This window comes from Salmonella sp. 2020_1395 (assembly GCF_043848115.1).
GTDB classification, from domain to species: domain Bacteria; phylum Pseudomonadota; class Gammaproteobacteria; order Enterobacterales; family Enterobacteriaceae; genus Salmonella; species Salmonella enterica.
This window is the reverse complement of sequence record NZ_JBCMFH010000001.1, coordinates 60,692-78,001: the sequence shown is the minus strand read 5'-3', so window position 1 is coordinate 78,001 and position 17,310 is coordinate 60,692. Positions and strand designations below refer to the sequence as shown.

Sequence of the window (17,310 nt, the reverse complement as noted above, 5' to 3'; positions counted from 1 at the left end):
CAGCGTTATTCTGAAAAAGGCCGACAAATCAAGTCACTTACATGTTCATACTTTACCTGTTCGGCGTGTTATGCGGCGGATTCAATTTGCTAATAAACAACGATCGCGGATAATAAAGAACATTGCTTATCAGTCATATGCCCCTGAATACCTGAGTCCTTCATTCTGTCCTGGCGTGCAGCCAACCATGAAGCAGCCTGAAGGGTGACGCGTAGAGTGCGGCGTAAAACAAAAAGAGATACTGACAACCGTTATGCCTGAAAAACAACGTTACACGCTGCCGACAAAAGCGGGCGATCAGCGCCAGTTGGGCGAACTTACCGGTGCCGCCTGCGCTACGCTGGTGGCGGAGATAGCTGAACGCCATGCCGGTCCGGTGGTACTCATAGCGCCTGACATGCAAAATGCTCTGCGATTGCATGATGAAATCCGCCAGTTTACCGATCAGATGGTCATGAACCTGGCGGACTGGGAAACGCTACCGTATGACAGCTTCTCCCCGCATCAGGAAATTATCTCTTCGCGTCTGTCCACGCTCTACCAGTTGCCGTCGATGCAGCGCGGCGTCTTGATTGTACCGGTAAACACCCTGATGCAGCGCGTTTGTCCGCATAGCTATCTGCATGGTCATGCGCTGGTGATGAAAAAAGGCCAGCGGCTGTCCCGCGACGCTCTGCGCGCGCAGCTTGACAGCGCCGGTTATCGGCATGTCGATCAGGTGATGGAGCATGGCGAATACGCGACGCGCGGCGCGCTGTTGGATCTCTTTCCGATGGGCAGCGAACAGCCTTATCGCCTCGACTTTTTTGATGATGAAATCGACAGCCTGCGTCTGTTTGACGCGGATACCCAGCGTACGCTGGAGGAGGTCGAGGCCATCAATTTGTTGCCCGCGCACGAATTTCCTACCGACAAAGCCGCTATTGAGCTTTTCCGTAGCCAGTGGCGCGATACCTTTGAGGTAAAACGCGACGCCGAGCACATCTATCAGCAGGTCAGCAAAGGCACTCTGCCCGCCGGGATCGAATACTGGCAGCCGCTCTTTTTCAGCGAACCGTTACCGCCATTATTTAGCTATTTCCCCGCCAATACTCTGGTGGTGAATACCGGCTCGCTGGAAACCAGCGCCGAACGCTTTCAGGCCGACACGCTGGCGCGTTTTGAAAATCGCGGCGTCGATCCTATGCGCCCGCTTTTGCCGCCGGAAGCCCTCTGGCTACGGGTAGATGAGCTCTTTTCCGAGCTTAAACGCTGGCCTCGCCTCCAGCTTAAAACCGACCATCTGCCGGAAAAAGCCGCCAATACCAATCTTGGTTTCCAGAAATTACCGGATTTGGCTATCCAGGCGCAGCAGAAAGCGCCGCTGGACGCGCTGCGTAAATTCCTCGAATCTTTCAGCGGTCCGGTGATTTTTTCGGTGGAAAGCGAAGGACGCCGCGAAGCGCTGGGAGAGCTCCTGGCTCGCATAAAAATCGCGCCGAAGCGGATATTACGCCTGGACGAGGCGCAGGATGCGGGACGCTATCTGATGATTGGCGCCGCAGAACATGGCTTTATCGACACCCAACGCAATCTGGCGCTGATTTGTGAAAGCGATCTCCTGGGTGAACGGGTCGCACGTCGCCGCCTGGATTCCCGTCGCACGATCAACCCAGATACGTTGATTCGTAACCTGGCGGAGCTCCACGTCGGTCAACCGGTAGTGCATCTGGAGCACGGCGTCGGACGCTATGCCGGCATGACCACTCTGGAGGCTGGCGGCATCAAGGGTGAATATCTGATGCTCACCTACGCCAATGACGCCAAACTGTATGTGCCGGTCTCCTCATTGCATCTGATTAGCCGCTATGCCGGCGGCGCGGAAGAAAGTGCGCCGCTGCATAAACTGGGCGGCGACGCCTGGTCGCGCGCCCGGCAGAAAGCGGCGGAAAAAGTGCGCGATGTCGCAGCGGAACTGTTGGATATTTATGCGCAACGGGCGGCAAAAGAGGGTTTTGCCTTTAAGCATGATCGTGAGCAGTATCAGTTATTCTGCGACAGCTTCCCGTTTGAAACGACGCCCGATCAGGCACAGGCGATTAACGCCGTATTGAGCGATATGTGCCAACCGCTGGCGATGGACAGGCTGGTGTGCGGCGACGTCGGCTTCGGCAAAACCGAAGTGGCGATGCGCGCCGCGTTCCTGGCGGTGGAAAACCATAAACAAGTAGCGGTACTGGTGCCGACTACGCTGCTGGCGCAGCAACACTATGACAACTTCCGCGACCGTTTCGCCAACTGGCCGGTACGCATTGAGATGCTGTCCCGCTTTCGCAGTGCCAAAGAGCAGACTCAAATCCTGGCGGAAGCCGCCGAGGGTAAGATCGATATTCTGATTGGTACGCATAAACTGCTACAAAGCGATGTGAAGCTGCGCGACCTCGGCCTGCTGATTGTCGATGAAGAGCACCGTTTCGGCGTGCGCCACAAAGAGCGAATTAAGGCGATGCGCGCCGATGTCGATATTCTGACGCTCACGGCGACGCCGATCCCGCGGACGCTGAATATGGCGATGAGCGGTATGCGCGATCTCTCCATTATCGCCACCCCCCCTGCCCGTCGTCTGGCGGTAAAAACCTTTGTCCGCGAGTATGATAGCCTGGTAGTAAGGGAAGCGATTCTGCGTGAAATCCTGCGCGGCGGTCAGGTTTACTATTTGTACAATGACGTCGAAAATATTCAGAAAGCCGCAGAGCGGCTGGCGGAACTGGTGCCGGAAGCGCGAATCGCTATAGGCCACGGGCAGATGCGCGAACGTGAGCTGGAACGGGTCATGAACGATTTCCACCATCAACGTTTTAACGTGCTGGTGTGTACTACCATTATCGAAACGGGGATCGACATTCCCACCGCTAACACGATCATCATTGAACGCGCGGATCATTTCGGCCTCGCGCAGTTGCACCAGCTGCGTGGCCGCGTTGGGCGCTCGCACCACCAGGCCTACGCCTGGCTGTTGACGCCACATCCTAAGGCCATGACCACCGATGCGCAAAAACGGCTGGAGGCGATTGCGTCGCTGGAGGATTTAGGCGCCGGGTTTGCGCTGGCGACTCACGATCTGGAGATCCGCGGCGCGGGCGAACTGCTTGGCGAAGAGCAAAGCGGCTCAATGGAAACCATTGGCTTCTCACTCTACATGGAACTGCTGGAAAACGCCGTTGATGCGCTGAAAGCAGGCCGCGAACCCTCGCTGGAAGATCTCACCAGTCAGCAAACGGAAGTCGAGCTGCGAATGCCGTCGTTACTGCCGGATGATTTTATTCCGGATGTTAATACCCGGCTGTCATTCTATAAACGCATTGCCAGCGCGAAGAACGAAAACGAGCTGGAGGAGATCAAAGTGGAATTGATCGACCGCTTCGGCCTGCTGCCCGATCCGGCGCGTAATCTGCTGGATATCGCCCGCCTGCGCCAACAGGCGCAAAAGCTCGGCATCCGAAAACTGGAGGGTAACGAGAAAGGCGGAACGATTGAGTTCGCCGAGAAAAACCACGTTGACCCCGCCTGGCTTATCGGGTTGCTGCAAAAACAGCCGCAGCATTTCCGTCTGGATGGCCCGACGCGCCTCAAGTTTATTCAGGATTTAAGCGAACGTAAAACGCGTATAGACTGGGTACGCCAGTTTATGCAGCAACTGGAAGAAAACGCTATTGCATAAGCGTCAGGCCGGGCGTCATTACTCTGCGTCCGGCCTAATCTTTACAAATTCTTTGCACTTCCCTGCAGTTCCAGACACAGCCAGCCGCCATAATTCTTATTTCCTCTTTTATAAAAATAACCACATAATAATCATGGGTTTATTATAATGTTCAACAATACGCGACTCTCTCGCTGGTGGGCGTTGCTTGCGCTTACCGCGACCATCATGCTTGCCCTTCCCGCGCAGGCGAATACGTGGCCTCTTCCGCCCCCCGGCAGTCGACTGGTGGGAGAAAATAAATTCCATGTCGTTGAAGACGACGGCGGCTCGCTGGAGGCGATCGCCAAAAAATATAACGTGGGCTTTTTAGCCCTGTTACAGGCCAATCCCGGCATTGATCCTTACGTGCCACGCGCAGGCAGCGTGCTGACGATTCCTCTGCAAACGCTGCTACCGGACGCGCCACGTGAAGGTATCGTCATTAACCTCGCGGAATTACGGCTTTACTATTATCAACCGGGGAAAAATACGGTCACGGTCTACCCTATCGGGATTGGCCAACTAGGCGGCGATACCCTGACGCCAACGATGGTGACGACCATTTCGGATAAACGCGCCAATCCAACCTGGACGCCGACCGCCAATATTCGCGCCCGTTATAAAGCGCAAGGCATCGATCTCCCCGCCGTGGTGCCTGCCGGTCCCGATAACCCAATGGGGCATCACGCGATTCGTTTAGCGGCCTACGGCGGCGTCTATCTGTTACATGGCACGAATGCCGATTTTGGCATTGGTATGCGCGTCAGTTCCGGCTGTATCCGTCTGCGCGACGGTGATATAGAGACATTGTTCCGTCAGGTCACGCCGGGAACCAAAGTGAATATAATCAATACGCCGATTAAAGCCTCGGTGGAGCCAGGCGGCGTGCGACTGGTGGAAGTTCATCAGCCGCTGTCTAAAAATATAGGCGACGATCCGCAGGTGTTGCCGATTGTGCTGAATGGCCCGATGCAGGCCTTTAAGGACGCGCCGCAGACCGATGCTGCGGTGATGGAACATGTTATGGAAGTGCGTTCCGGAATGCCGGTGGATGTAACCCGTCAAGCAGAGGCGAAACCGCAGTCGCTGTAAGCGTGAATAGCTGACCGACAAAAAAGCCTCGCGATGCATCGCGAGGCTTTTTCTTTTTATTGTGGCAATCGCAGCGGCATTAATGAGGGTTAATGCTTACTTATAGATTACCGCCGTACCGTGGAGGGTATTCGGGCCGGTAACAGAGGTAATACGGAAAGACTTCGCCCCCATCTCCTGCGCTTTTTGCGCCAGCTGATCTTCCAGCGAGCCCAGATTCGTGCCGCCATTCGCGGAAATGGTGCCGAACTTCTGTTGACCTTCTGGCGTTGCCTGAACTTCAACGGCGGCGAAGCTGGCGAATGAGAGCGAACTCAGTACGGCAGCAGCGATGAGGGTTTTTACGTTTTTCATAGTGATGACCTTTAGCAGATGAATGGGTGTCGTAAGCATTAACTTAACGATCGATAAGTTAATCATAGATGTGATCTACATCACACGTCAACTTCTTTTTATAATGATCGTTATATAATTTATAAAGATGTTATTTTTCATGTGAATAGAATTGATTTATTTTTCTAATGAATACTCTGGAGCCAGAAGTGGTTTGTTTTTATAATAGAGAGACCGCTCTTTAAACAGGTACAACGGCATCATGACAACGGATACCACGAGTTGCGCGAAGAAAAGCCGTGGCCGACCAAAAGTGTTCGACAGGGAAGCCGCGCTTGATAAGGCCATGACTCTCTTCTGGCAGCACGGCTATGAAGCAACTTCGCTTGCCGATCTCGTAGAGGCTACCGGGGCGAAAGCGCCTACTCTCTATGCGGAATTCACTAACAAAGAAGGATTATTTCGCGCTGTCCTGGATCGCTACATCACTCGCTTTGCCTCAAAGCACGAAGCCCAGCTCTTTTGTGAAGAGAAAAGCGTGGAATCGGCGCTGGAAGATTACTTCACAGAAATTGCCGCCTGCTTTACCAGTACAGACACGCCGGCTGGCTGCTTTATGATTAATACGTCCGCCACCCTGGCCGCCTCCTCGCGCGATATCGCCCGCACGGTAAAATCACGCCACGCCATGCAGGAACAGACGCTCATCCAGTTTCTGCGCCAACGTCAGGAGCGCGGTGAAATTCCGGCGTACTGTAACCCGCAGGCGCTCGCAGAATATATAAACTGTATTTTACAGGGAATGTCGATCAGCGCCCGTGAAGGTGCCACCTTCGAACAACTGATGCAAATTACGCGTACGACTCTGCGCATCTGGCCTGAACTGCTCAAGCCCTAAACGACGCGGCTTCGGATAAAAAAAAGCCCCTCAGCCTGAGCGAATGAGGGGCTAACTTGCAGAGTACAGCTTTTTTATGCTTTGTTATTCAAAACCAGTTGGCCATTGCCGTCGAGGGGAATTTGCGTTCCGGGGTCTTTATCCATGCGGATTTTGCCCTGCTGATCGCCAATTTTGTAGGTCACGTCGTAGCCAAGCATCTTTTCAGATTTGTCATACACCGTCTTACAGCGTTGCTGCGTGGTAGTGTAGGTATCACTTTCTTGCATTGATCCCTGGATTTGATTGCCAGCATAACCGCCGCCCAGCGCCCCGACGACCGTCGCCACATCTTTACCATGACCGCCGCCAAATTGATGTCCAATCACGCCGCCTGCTACTGCGCCAAGCACCGAGCCGGCAATACGGTTTTCGTCCTGAACCGGTCTACGATGCGTGACCGTGACATTACGGCACTCCTGACGCGGCGTTTTTACCGTCTCTTTAATCGGTTTAGCCGATATCACCTGCGCATACTGCGGACCACGATCAAATACGTTGAGACTGGCCACTGCCGCCACACCCAGCGCAGCCGCTACGCCAATCCCTATACCCGCCAACATTGATTTATTCACGGGAGTTCCTCCTTCGTTGCTATTGGTAACAATTTTGCAACCAGTATGCGAACAAAGCCAATCGGAATGAGGATGAAAAATGCGGGATGAGGCGGTAAAGCTGAAGGATTCGGACAACTCCGAAGCAAGAGATGGAGAAGCGCTCACCGGCGCGAGCAGCCGGTGAGGCGCAGAGAAATTAATGCAGTTTCAGGCGCGGACGAATGACGCGGTTAATACTGCCCACCAGCATCATCAGGCCGGTTTTAAAGTATCCATGCAGCGCTATCTGGTGCATACGGTATAGCGAGATATACACGAAGCGGGCGATACGTCCTTCAATCATCATTGAACCGCGGGTCAGGTTCCCCATCAGACTACCCACGGTAGAGAAGTTGGACAGAGAGACCAGCGAACCATGATCTTTATACTGGTAAGCTTTCAGCGGTTTGCCATTCATCTGCGCCAGAATGTTATTCATCGCGCAGGTAGCCATCTGATGCGCCGCCTGAGCGCGAGGCGGCACAAAACCTCCCTCCGGACGTGCGCAGGAAGCGCAGTCGCCAATCGCATAAATATCAGGATCGCGCGTGGTTTGCAGCGTCGGTTCCACCACCAGTTGGTTAATGCGGTTCGTTTCCAGACCACCAATCTCTTTCATAAAATCTGGCGCTTTGATACCCGCCGCCCACACCATCAGATCGGCCTGAATATATTCACCTTCTTTCGTATGCAGACCGCCTTCGTCGGCGCTGGTGACCATAGTTTGCGTCAGCACGCGAACGCCCAGTTTGGTCAGTTCATTATGCGCGGCGCTGGAGATACGCGGCGGCAACGCAGGCAGAATACGCTCGCCAGCCTCAACCAACGTCACGTTCAGCGCGTCGTTGGTCAGCCCCTTATAACCATAGCTATGCAGCTGTTTTACCGCATTATGCAGTTCAGCCGACAGCTCAACCCCCGTCGCACCGCCGCCAACGATGGCGATATTGACCTTACCGTTCGCGCCCAGATTAGCCGAATACTTGAGGAACAGGTTCAGCATCTCCTGGTGAAAACGGCGCGCCTGATGCGGGTTATCGAGGAAGATACAGTGCTCTTTCACGCCCGGCGTGTTGAAATCATTAGAGGTGCTGCCCAGCGCCATCACCAGCGTGTCATACGCGATTTTGCGCTCCGGCACCAGCAGTTCGCCCTTTTCATCACGCAACTCGGCAATGGTGATGGTCTTCGCTTCGCGATCGATATCCATCACCGACCCCAGCTGGAACTGGAAACCATGATTACGCGCATGAGCCAGATAGCTCAGCGCATCCACGCCTTCGTCCAGCGAGCCAGTCGCCACTTCGTGCAACAATGGTTTCCACAGATGGCTGTGATTTCTGTCTACCAGCGTGATTTTCGCTTTTTTCTTGCGCCCCAGTTTATGGCCTAACTGCGTCGCCATTTCCAGCCCGCCAGCGCCGCCGCCGACAATCACGATCTTTTTTAATGGTGTAGTCAACGTGACCCCCTTAAATTTATTAACCAATTGTTAATTAAAGGTTATTATTATAGCCTTTAATTAACAACAAGTTACGTTAATGAGAATAAGCTTCTGATATGAGAATAGCATGAACGGTGCATTGGTCATACCAAAATTGATGTGCATCAAGTTTTCATGCTGAAAAGATAGACAGTTTGCGAGAATTGAACATAAAAAAACCAGCCGCAAGGCTGGTTATCCGGTCACTGATAACGCCATATTGCCGGGGGCGTTACCCCAGCGTTTTAAACGCTTTGATACGTTGCAAATGCGGCGAAATATTTTTGAATTTGTGAGTCTGTTCCTCATCCCACACAATTTCATAAAACGGGTGAAGCGCTTGCGCTGAGCGTTGGCTGTCCAGCGCTTCGTCATGACGCGAGAGGATCACCAGACAACGATCGCGATTTTTTTCGCGAAAGTTGGTCACGCACTTTGTAGCGATGTCCGCATATTCTTCCGGGCGATCGATTTTCCCCTCCATGTTTTCATAGGGGAACAGGTTCGGGTTAAAAACCACCTGACGGATATCGCACAAAAAGCCAATCCGCTCCGCCCAGTAACCGCCCAGCCCCACGCCACAGATTAAAGGGCGCTCGTCCACATTCAACTGCAACATTTTGTCCACTTCTTTCAGCAGATGCTGCATATCGTGCTTAGGATGCCGCGTACTGTAGCTTACCAGCCGAACATCCGGGTCGATAAACTGTAATTGCAACACTTTTTCATGGTTGCCCGGACTATTTGAATCAAAACCGTGTAAATAAATAATCATCTGGCACCCTCACGAAAACTCGAGTTAATGACCTGCTTTTTCTTCCTGCCAGCGTTCATGTAACTGGTTGAGCTGGGCGCTGGCTGTTTTCCAGCGTGCTGAGTCCATGAGCTCCCGGCGTGAAAATGAACCTTTATGATACAAACGTGTAACACGTTCTGCTTTGATCGGCGACAGATTATCCAGCACGCTGACTGCGCCTTTACGATTATTGCAGACCAGAATCATATCGCAACCCGCATCCAGCGACGCCTGAGCGCGCTCAGCATAGCTGCCCATAATCGCCGCGCCCTCCATCGACAGATCGTCGGAGAAAATGACGCCGTCAAAGCCTAACTCCTGACGCAGCACCGTTTTCAGCCAGTACGGCGAACCGCTTGCCGGACGCGGATCGATAGCGCGGTAGATCACGTGGGCAGGCATAATCGCATCCAGTTTATTCTCGCTAATCAGCGTGCGGAACACCGACATATCTTTGCCACGGATGTCCGTTTCAGGACGTGGATCGCACGGCGTCTCTTTGTGGGAGTCCGCCGTGACCGCGCCGTGGCCGGGGAAATGCTTACCGGTCGTTTTCATCCCGGCGTCATGCATGCCGTCAATAAAGCGTGTTGCCATTGCCAACGCTTTTGCGGGATCGGCATGATAAGAACGCTCGCCAATTGCCGCGCTGATATGCCCGACGTCCAGCACTGGCGCAAAACTGATATCAATATCCATCGCGATCATTTCGCTGGCCATCAGCCACCCTGCCTCCTGCGCCAGTCGTCCCCCCTCTTCCAGTCCATGCAGCGCAAAAAAAGATTGCGCCGCAGGCAGGCGGGTAAACCCTTCACGGAAACGCTGTACGCGCCCGCCTTCCTGATCGACGGCCACCACCAGATGGTTACGCGATGCCGCCCGAATCTGGCGCACTAATTCGCGCAGCTGTTCCGGGTCATGGTAATTACGCGTGAACAGAATAAGCCCGCCAACCAGCGGATGCGCCAGTATCTCGCGCTCCTCCGCATCCAGCTCACATCCTTCGACATTCAACATTACTGGGCCCACACTGCTCTCCTTATCCTTTCATACGTAGCTGGCGCCAGGTTTCATCGGCCAGCCTGATAAATTGTTGCTCGCCGGTTTGTCGCCAGCGGTATTCGAACCACCCTGCTTTTAGCATAATGACCCAGGGGTGCCATAATCGTATCTGTCGCCATAGCTGCCGGGCGTCGATTCGCGCGCGCGCGGCATAAGCGTCTGCCAGTTGTCGGTGCTGGCGTTCATCCTCAACCCATACTGCCGCCAGCTCCAACGCAATATCGCCGTCGCCGGCATACTCCCAGTCAATCAGTCTCAACCCGGCGGACGTTAATACTATATTGTCGCCATGGACATCCATATGCAAAGGCGCGAGCCGCAGCGGGCGAGGTTCACCGTTTTTTTGCAACTGTTTGAGCCGCCGCAACCAAAACGGCGTACGCCTTGCCGGATCGCAACACGACCAGTACTGCGCCAATAGTGGCGATAGCGCAATACGCCAGCCAAAACGCGGCTGTTGATGCAAATGATACAGTAAGGCCGCCAGTTCGTCGGCATCTGGCAGAGCGGAATTTACCACACCATGCAGATATTCTACCGCCATCCAGCCCGGCGTATAAAAAAGCGCTCGCGGCGCCAGACTGGCTGGCAATTGGGATAAGGCGCGGTGATGACGTAAAAAATGGGCTGGTGGAGCGTCGGGGTCGTGATGACGGCGCAGCACGATACGGTGAGTATCGTGGGCAATAATACAGCTCCCGCCGCTTAGCCCCTGCGATGCGGCGACGGCGGGACGATACTGGGGAAAATAGCGCGACAGGATCTCGTCGCGCGTTAAGGGATTATTGTTGTTGGACCGCACCTTTACCTGACCAGATTATCTCGCCAGTTTGCACCAGCATTAACTGCATCTGTAATGCAGGCGCGTTAACGTTACCGGATGCGCTGGAGTAAAGTACATATTGCGCCCCGACATTGCGCGCAATGCCAATAGCTTTACTGCGCGTTCCCAGACTATCCTGCGGAGACAACCCTAACTGCTGTTTTGCCATCGAGAGTTGCTGTACGGAGACCAGCGTAAATTTACCGTTGTTCGCCAGCGCATTACGTAACGTTTCCGTTGCCTCGTTCGCATTTAACGACCCATTCGTCCGGTTATTCACGCTGTCGACAAGCAATACGCTTCCGGCCGTCACGCCATCAGCCTGCAACATTTTGCTGACCAGCGGTTGCATCGCGCCGTTCCAGTCATAGTGGCGCACCTTAGGCGCTGGCTGGCCCGTTTGATCTTCATGTTCGATCGGCCCCGGTTGCTGTGGAATGGTTGGCACAGACGGCACAACAGGAGGCTGTGGTGGCTGCGCGGGTTGTTCTGGCGCTGGTTTTACCTCTTCAACTGGCGCAGGTTGACGTTGCGCCATACACCCGGAGAGAAATATCGCCAGCGCAGCAATGGCAGCGTAGCGATGCATTTTTGTCATCAAAATTCACTCCTCACAAATAAAGATAAAGCCTGACCTTATGCGCCCCCAGATAATTGGCGCTGCCAAATAGCGTTACCGACGAACGCGCGGGTATGGTTACGCTACGCGGCGCCTCCAGCGGATGCATCTCCAGCCCCCGCGCGTCATACCAGTAAAACCGATAATGAACGGTTATGGGCTCTTGCCTTTCGTTATAGACGCGGGAAGAGGCTGATGGCTGGATATCAGACGCCGTCAGTTCAGGCGGCTCTGCGGTGACGCCCGCCGCCAGAACCGTGGACTCCATCACCAGCGACTGCGCGTCGCTTACCGGAATTTCAGGGTGTGACCGGCAGCCGGTAAGCAGCAGCAAGCCCAGAGAAACCGCGATGCATCCTTTGATCATACTTACAAGCCTTTATGCGCCAGCATCGGGCCTAGCGGGCGGCCGCCCAGTAGGTGCATATGGATATGATAAACCTCCTGGCCCCCATGACGGTTGGTATTCATGATTAAACGATACCCATCTTCGGCAATGCCTTCTTGTTCAGCGATTTTCGCCGCCACGGTGATCATCCGACCTAACGCCTGTTCATGTTCCGCCGTCACGTCATTGACGGTTGGGATCAGGATATTGGGAATAATCAAGATATGCGTCGGCGCCTGCGGTGAAATATCACGAAAGGCGGTGACCAGCTCATCCTGATAAACGATATCCGAAGGGATTTCACGACGAATAATTTTGCTGAATATAGTTTCTTCTGCCACGACGTTTTCCTTTTTCATAATAGCCCTTGCAGCGCACATGCTACGCCGAGCCATACTGCGAGTATAGAGTATGAGCGAGTTACCGACGCTCTTTCAACTTTAACCCACGATTTATTAAGCGAAAAATGACTACATGCTGGACTTACCGCCATATCCCCCTGCCATGACGCCTTTGTACGCTTAAAAAATATTTCTAGTTTCCCTGGTTATACCGTTTTACATATTTAATACAAATGCGTATATTTCTCATTTGCATTTTTATGCGCATTAACTAGCAAAGAATGAAAAGGTTCAACGTCATACGTCCTGAACTTACCCCAATAACAAGCAAGGATTTTCAGATGTCTTTCATTCAATACCGCCGGGACAAACACCTTCCGTCCACCGCCGCACCGTCGCTGTTAGCTATGGGTATGGCGATGGCATTTATGCCTGCCGCCTTCGCGGCTGAGGATACCGTTATTGTCGAAGGCGCGACGACCGCTGACGCCGTAAACCGTGAAGAACAGGATTACAGCGTGAAAACGACCGCAGCGGGCACCAAAATGCCGATGACTCAGCGCGATATCCCGCAGTCGGTCAGTATTGTCAGCCAACAGCGTATGGAAGACCAGCAGTTGCAAACCCTGGGCGAGGTGATGACCAATACGCTGGGGATCAGCGGAAGCCAGGCTGACTCCGATCGCATCAGCTATTACTCGCGCGGGTTTGAAATTGACAACTATATGGTTGACGGTATTCCAACGTATTTTGAGTCCCGCTGGAATCTGGGCGATGCGCTAACGGATACCGCGCTGTATGAGCGCGTGGAGGTGGTTCGCGGCGCGAATGGGCTGATGACCGGAACCGGCAATCCTTCTGCCTCAATTAATATGATCCGTAAACACGCCACCAGTCGAGAGTTCAAAGGTAACGTCTCCACAGAATACGGTAGCTGGAATAAGCAGCGTTACGTCATGGATCTGCAAAGTCCGCTCACCGCAGACGGTAATGTCCGTGGGCGCATCGTGGCGGGTTATCAGAATAATGATTCCTGGCTGGACCGCTATAACAGTGAGAAAGCGTTCTTTTCCGGAATTATCGATGCCGATCTGGGTGCAACTACCAGCCTTTCAGCCGGTTATGAATATCAAAAAATTGATGTCAACAGCCCGACCTGGGGCGGTCTGCCGCGCTGGAACACCGATGGCAGCAAAAATAGCTATGACCGCGCGCGTAGTACCGCCCCGGACTGGGCTTATAACAACAAAGAGATAAATAAATTCTTCGTCACGCTTAAGCAGCGTTTTGCCGAAAGCTGGCAGGCGACCCTGAATGCGACCCATACTGAGGTCAAATTCGACAGTAAAATGATGTATATCGATGCGTTAGTCGATAAAGAGACAGGTACTCTGGTGAGTCCTTATGGCGCAAGCTACCCCGTGGTCGGCGGTACGGGCTGGAACAGCGGCAAGCGCAAAGTAGATGCCATAGATCTCTTTGCCGATGGCGCTTATGAGCTGTTTGGCCGTCAGCACAATATGATGTTTGGCGGCAGTTATAGTAAACAGAATAACCGCTATTTTAGCGCCTGGGCGAACGTCTTTCCGGACGACATTGGCAACTTCAGCGCCTTTAACGGTAATTTCCCCCAAACCCACTGGGCGCCACAAAATCTGGCGCAGGACGATACCACGCATATGAAATCGCTGTATGCCGCTACGCGCATTTCGCTGGCCGACCCGCTGCATCTGATTCTTGGCGCTCGTTATACCAACTGGCGTGTTGATACACTGACCTACAGCATGGAGAAAAACCATACCACGCCGTATGCCGGGCTGATTTATGATATCAACGACAACTGGTCCGCTTATGCCAGTTATACCTCTATCTTTCAGCCGCAGAATAAACGCGACAAAGCGGGTCAATATCTGGCTCCGATTACCGGTAATAACTATGAAGCGGGTCTGAAGTCCGACTGGATGAACAGCCGCCTCACCACCACGTTGTCCGTGTTCCGCATTGAGCAGAATAACGTCGCTCAGGCAACCACTATTCCCATCCCTGGCAGTAATGGGGAGTTTGCCTGGAAGTCTACTGACGGAACGGTGAGCAAAGGCGTCGAATTTGAAGTGAACGGCGCAATTACCGATAACTGGCAGATGACTTTCGGGGCTACCCGGTATGTTGCCGAGGACAATGAAGGTAACGCCGTGAACCCTAATCTTCCGCGCACCAGCGTGAAGTTATTCACCCGCTATCGTCTGCCGGCGATACCGGAGCTGACGGTCGGCGGCGGCGTGAACTGGCAGAATCGGGTTTACAAAGATACCACGACGCCGTACGGCACTTTCCGCGCCGAACAAGGTAGCTATGCGCTGGTCGATCTGTTTACCCGCTATCAGGTGACGAAAAATTTCTCCGTACAGGGAAACATCAACAACCTGTTCGATAAAACCTACGACACCAATATTGATGGTTCCATTGTTTACGGCGCGCCGCGTAACGTCAGCCTCACCGCCAATTATCAGTTCTGACAGCGGCATGTAAAGCGCCATTAAAAAAGGCAGCCGAATGGCTGCCTTAATTCTCCCCAACATCATTACTGCTTAGCTGTTACGGATGTACTCATCCATTTCCGTTTTCAGGTTATCGGATTTCGTACCGAAAATAGCCTGAACGCCGGAACCCGCGACGACAACGCCTGCCGCGCCCAGTTTCTTCAGGCCAGCCTGATCCACTTTCGCTACATCGGCTACGCTCACGCGCAGACGCGTGATACAGGCATCCAGGTTAGTGATGTTCTCTTTACCGCCAAACGCCGCAACCAAAGCCGGCGCCATTTCGCTGGTCGCGCCCGCTTTTGCGTCATCAGTAGTGTCTTCACGACCCGGCGTTTTCAGATCCAGCGCTTTGATCAGCACGCGGAACACGGTGTAGTACACAATCGCATAACCGGCGCCAACAATCGGGAACAGCCACAATTTGCTGCTGTTACCGGACAGCACGATAAAGTCGATCAGACCGTGGGAGAACGACGTACCGTCACGCATCCCCAGCAGGATACAGATCGGGAATGCCAGACCTGCCAGAATCGCGTGAATGATGTACAGGATCGGCGCCACGAACATGAAGGAGAACTCGATAGGCTCGGTAATACCCGTCAAAAACGAGGTCAGCGCGGCGGAAATCATGATACCGCCCACTTTTGCGCGGTTTTCCGGTTTAGCAGAGTGCCAGATAGCAATGGCCGCAGCCGGCAGACCGTACATTTTGAACAGGAAGCCGCCAGACAACATACCCGCCGTCGGGTCGCCCGCCATATAGCGCGGAATGTCGCCGTGGAATACCTGACCCGCTGCGTTGGTGTATTCGCCGATCTGCATCTGGAAAGGAACGTTCCAGATATGATGCAGACCAAACGGCACCAGGCAACGCTCGATAAAACCGTAAATACCAAACGCGACAACCGGGTTCTGATAAGCCGCCCACTGCGAGAACGCCTGGATAGCCGTACCGATTGGCGGCCATACGAAAGACAGCACCACACCGGTAAAAATAGCGGCCAGACCCGAAATGATCGGCACGAAGCGTTTGCCCGCAAAGAAGCCCAGATACTCAGGCAGTTTGATACGGTAGAAGCGGTTAAACATATACGCTGCGATCGCACCGGAGATAATCCCCCCGAGAACACCCGTATCAGCAAGGTGTTTAGCGGCGATCTCTTCAGCAGGTAAATGCAGAACCAGCGGCGCAACCACAGCCATGGTTTTCACCATGATGCCATACGCGACTACCGCCGCCAGAGCCGAAACGCCGTCGTTGTTGGTAAAGCCCAACGCCACGCCGATAGCGAAAATCAGCGGCATATTGGCAAAAACAGATCCGCCCGCTTCTGCCATAACGTGCGATACAACGGCTGGCAGCCAGCTGAAGTTAGCGGAACCGACACCCAGCAGGATACCTGCGATAGGGAGTACGGATACCGGCAGCATCAGCGATTTACCGACCTTTTGCAGGTTAGCAAATGCATTCTTAAACATAATTGAGAGTGCTCCTGAGTATTTGTGCTTTTCTACGTTCTCACGCATTGGCGAGGGGGGAGAACCCCGCCGTGGACAGGACATCTAAGTGCCCTTTTATTTATTACACAGAGTAAAATAAATACGTCTGATTTTGTTTGACGGCTATCACGTTTCAGCGCCAGATAGCCTAAAAAGTATCACATTCTGCCAAAATGAGTTTCCGAATATTTCCATAAGCTCGCTCACCGCCCCTTTTGTGGCGGTGAACTTTACGCGCTTTGCTTATTAATTACGAGCTTTAAAAAAACTCGTTTAACGGATTGATGACAGGCGAGACGCGTCAATATGGAACAGGCGAGCAAAGTTATCGGTGGTGATCTGCGCCAGTTCTTCAACGGCAACCCCTTTCAATACCGCCATATATTCTGCGACGTCGCGTACCATCGCAGGCTGGTTCTCTTTACCGCGATGCGGCACCGGCGCCAGATAAGGAGAATCGGTCTCGACTAACAACCGATCCAGCGGCACATAGCGCGCCGCATCACGCAACTGTTCAGCGTTACGGAACGTTACGATGCCGGAAAAAGAGATATAAAACCCCAGATCCAGCAATTTGCCGGCCGTTTCTCTGTCTTCTGTAAAACAGTGTAGTACGCCGCCGCAATCCGTCACTTTTTCTTCGCGCAGGATAGCCAGCGTATCGGCACGCGCGTCGCGAGTATGGACAATCACCGGTTTATGCAATTCGCGGCCAATCTGGATATGATGAATAAAAGACGCCTGCTGGCGGATTTTGGTCTCAGGCGTGTAAAAGTAATCAAGCCCGGTCTCGCCCATCGCCACCACATCGTCTTCTGCAGCAAGGAGGCGCAGTTCTTCTACGTCATATACTTCATCCTGATTTAACGGATGCACGCCGCAGGAAAAGACCACATTATCGCGCTTGCCCACCAGCTCGCGCATATGGCGATACCCCGGCAGCGTCGTCGCCACCGCTAAACAGAACTTCACATCGCGCGCGGCGGCTTTCGCCAGCACATCGTCCACGTCCTTATGCAAAGATTGATAATCCAGACCATCAAGATGGCAGTGTGAGTCGACTAAAAACATAATGT

Annotated in this window: 15 protein-coding genes; 4 read left to right on the top strand and 11 right to left on the bottom strand. The window is 53.4% G+C overall.

Features of this window, described 5'->3' with window-relative positions; all coding sequences use genetic code 11:
- The first annotated feature begins 253 nt into the window (after nt 1-253).
- Together mfd and ACH0WD_RS00410 are read left to right on the top strand one after the other, a co-directional pair.
- Nucleotides 254-3,700, top strand: coding sequence for a transcription-repair coupling factor (mfd, locus tag ACH0WD_RS00415; RefSeq protein WP_001114323.1), 3,447 nt, complete (start codon nt 254-256; stop codon nt 3,698-3,700).
- A gap of 147 nt (nt 3,701-3,847) precedes the next feature.
- Nucleotides 3,848-4,813 (top strand): L,D-transpeptidase family protein, encoded by a 966-nt coding sequence (locus ACH0WD_RS00410; RefSeq protein ID WP_000482967.1) that lies wholly within the window; start codon nt 3,848-3,850, stop codon nt 4,811-4,813.
- Between the two features lie 96 nt (nt 4,814-4,909).
- Here the strand turns inward: ACH0WD_RS00410 and bhsA are convergent, their stop codons facing one another.
- Nucleotides 4,910-5,167 (bottom strand): multiple stress resistance protein BhsA, encoded by a 258-nt coding sequence (gene bhsA / locus ACH0WD_RS00405; protein ID WP_000800159.1) that lies wholly within the window; start codon nt 5,165-5,167, stop codon nt 4,910-4,912.
- Between the two features lie 241 nt (nt 5,168-5,408).
- On the opposite strand from bhsA, the gene comR reads away from it, so the two are divergent.
- A complete protein-coding gene (gene comR / locus ACH0WD_RS00400; protein WP_000205987.1) occupies nt 5,409-6,044 on the top strand; it encodes a TetR family copper-responsive transcriptional repressor ComR in 636 nt (211 codons plus the stop codon).
- A gap of 74 nt (nt 6,045-6,118) precedes the next feature.
- Here the strand turns inward: comR and ACH0WD_RS00395 are convergent, their stop codons facing one another.
- The 8 genes from ACH0WD_RS00395 to hinT all read right to left on the bottom strand — a co-directional run bounded on the left by ACH0WD_RS00395 (nt 6,119) and on the right by hinT (nt 12,191).
- Nucleotides 6,119-6,658 (bottom strand): glycine zipper 2TM domain-containing protein, encoded by a 540-nt coding sequence (locus tag ACH0WD_RS00395; protein WP_395201712.1) that lies wholly within the window; start codon nt 6,656-6,658, stop codon nt 6,119-6,121.
- 178 nt (nt 6,659-6,836) lie between these two features.
- Nucleotides 6,837-8,141 (bottom strand): NADH-quinone dehydrogenase, encoded by a 1,305-nt coding sequence (gene ndh, locus ACH0WD_RS00390; RefSeq protein ID WP_000211053.1) that lies wholly within the window; start codon nt 8,139-8,141, stop codon nt 6,837-6,839.
- 253 nt (nt 8,142-8,394) lie between these two features.
- Nucleotides 8,395-8,937, bottom strand: a complete 543-nt coding sequence (ycfP, locus tag ACH0WD_RS00385) for an alpha/beta hydrolase YcfP (protein ID WP_000587943.1) — start codon at nt 8,935-8,937, stop codon at nt 8,395-8,397.
- Nucleotides 8,938-8,961: 24 nt separating this feature from the next.
- Complete coding sequence (gene nagZ / locus ACH0WD_RS00380) at nt 8,962-9,987, bottom strand: beta-N-acetylhexosaminidase (RefSeq protein ID WP_000529340.1); 1,026 nt, start codon at nt 9,985-9,987, stop codon at nt 8,962-8,964.
- A 10-nt stretch (nt 9,988-9,997) separates the two neighbouring features.
- Entirely contained in the window at nt 9,998-10,822 is an 825-nt protein-coding gene (thiK, locus tag ACH0WD_RS00375) for a thiamine kinase (RefSeq protein ID WP_001257320.1), read from the bottom strand.
- Nucleotides 10,803-11,441 carry a penicillin-binding protein activator LpoB gene (gene lpoB / locus ACH0WD_RS00370; protein ID WP_000164359.1) on the bottom strand — a complete coding sequence of 213 codons (639 nt, stop codon included), beginning with the start codon at nt 11,439-11,441 and terminating at the stop codon, nt 10,803-10,805. Before lpoB ends, thiK begins: the two co-directional genes overlap by 20 nt.
- Before the next feature lie 13 nt (nt 11,442-11,454).
- Nucleotides 11,455-11,829 (bottom strand): YcfL family protein, encoded by a 375-nt coding sequence (locus ACH0WD_RS00365; protein ID WP_000589563.1) that lies wholly within the window; start codon nt 11,827-11,829, stop codon nt 11,455-11,457.
- Nucleotides 11,830-11,831: 2 nt separating this feature from the next.
- Nucleotides 11,832-12,191, bottom strand: a complete 360-nt coding sequence (gene hinT / locus ACH0WD_RS00360) for a purine nucleoside phosphoramidase (protein ID WP_001532068.1) — start codon at nt 12,189-12,191, stop codon at nt 11,832-11,834.
- 341 nt (nt 12,192-12,532) lie between these two features.
- Between hinT and fhuE the strand changes: the two genes are divergently transcribed.
- Complete coding sequence (gene fhuE, locus ACH0WD_RS00355; protein ID WP_000008399.1) at nt 12,533-14,707, top strand: ferric-rhodotorulic acid/ferric-coprogen receptor FhuE; 2,175 nt, start codon at nt 12,533-12,535, stop codon at nt 14,705-14,707.
- Nucleotides 14,708-14,779: 72 nt separating this feature from the next.
- Here the strand turns inward: fhuE and ptsG are convergent, their stop codons facing one another.
- Nucleotides 14,780-16,213, bottom strand: coding sequence for a PTS glucose transporter subunit IIBC (ptsG, locus tag ACH0WD_RS00350; protein ID WP_000475705.1), 1,434 nt, complete (start codon nt 16,211-16,213; stop codon nt 14,780-14,782).
- 294 nt (nt 16,214-16,507) lie between these two features.
- Nucleotides 16,508-17,305: a metal-dependent hydrolase gene (locus tag ACH0WD_RS00345; RefSeq protein ID WP_000480274.1), complete on the bottom strand. Its 798-nt coding sequence runs from the start codon at nt 17,303-17,305 to the stop codon at nt 16,508-16,510.
- Between the last annotated feature and the right edge of the window lie 5 nt (nt 17,306-17,310).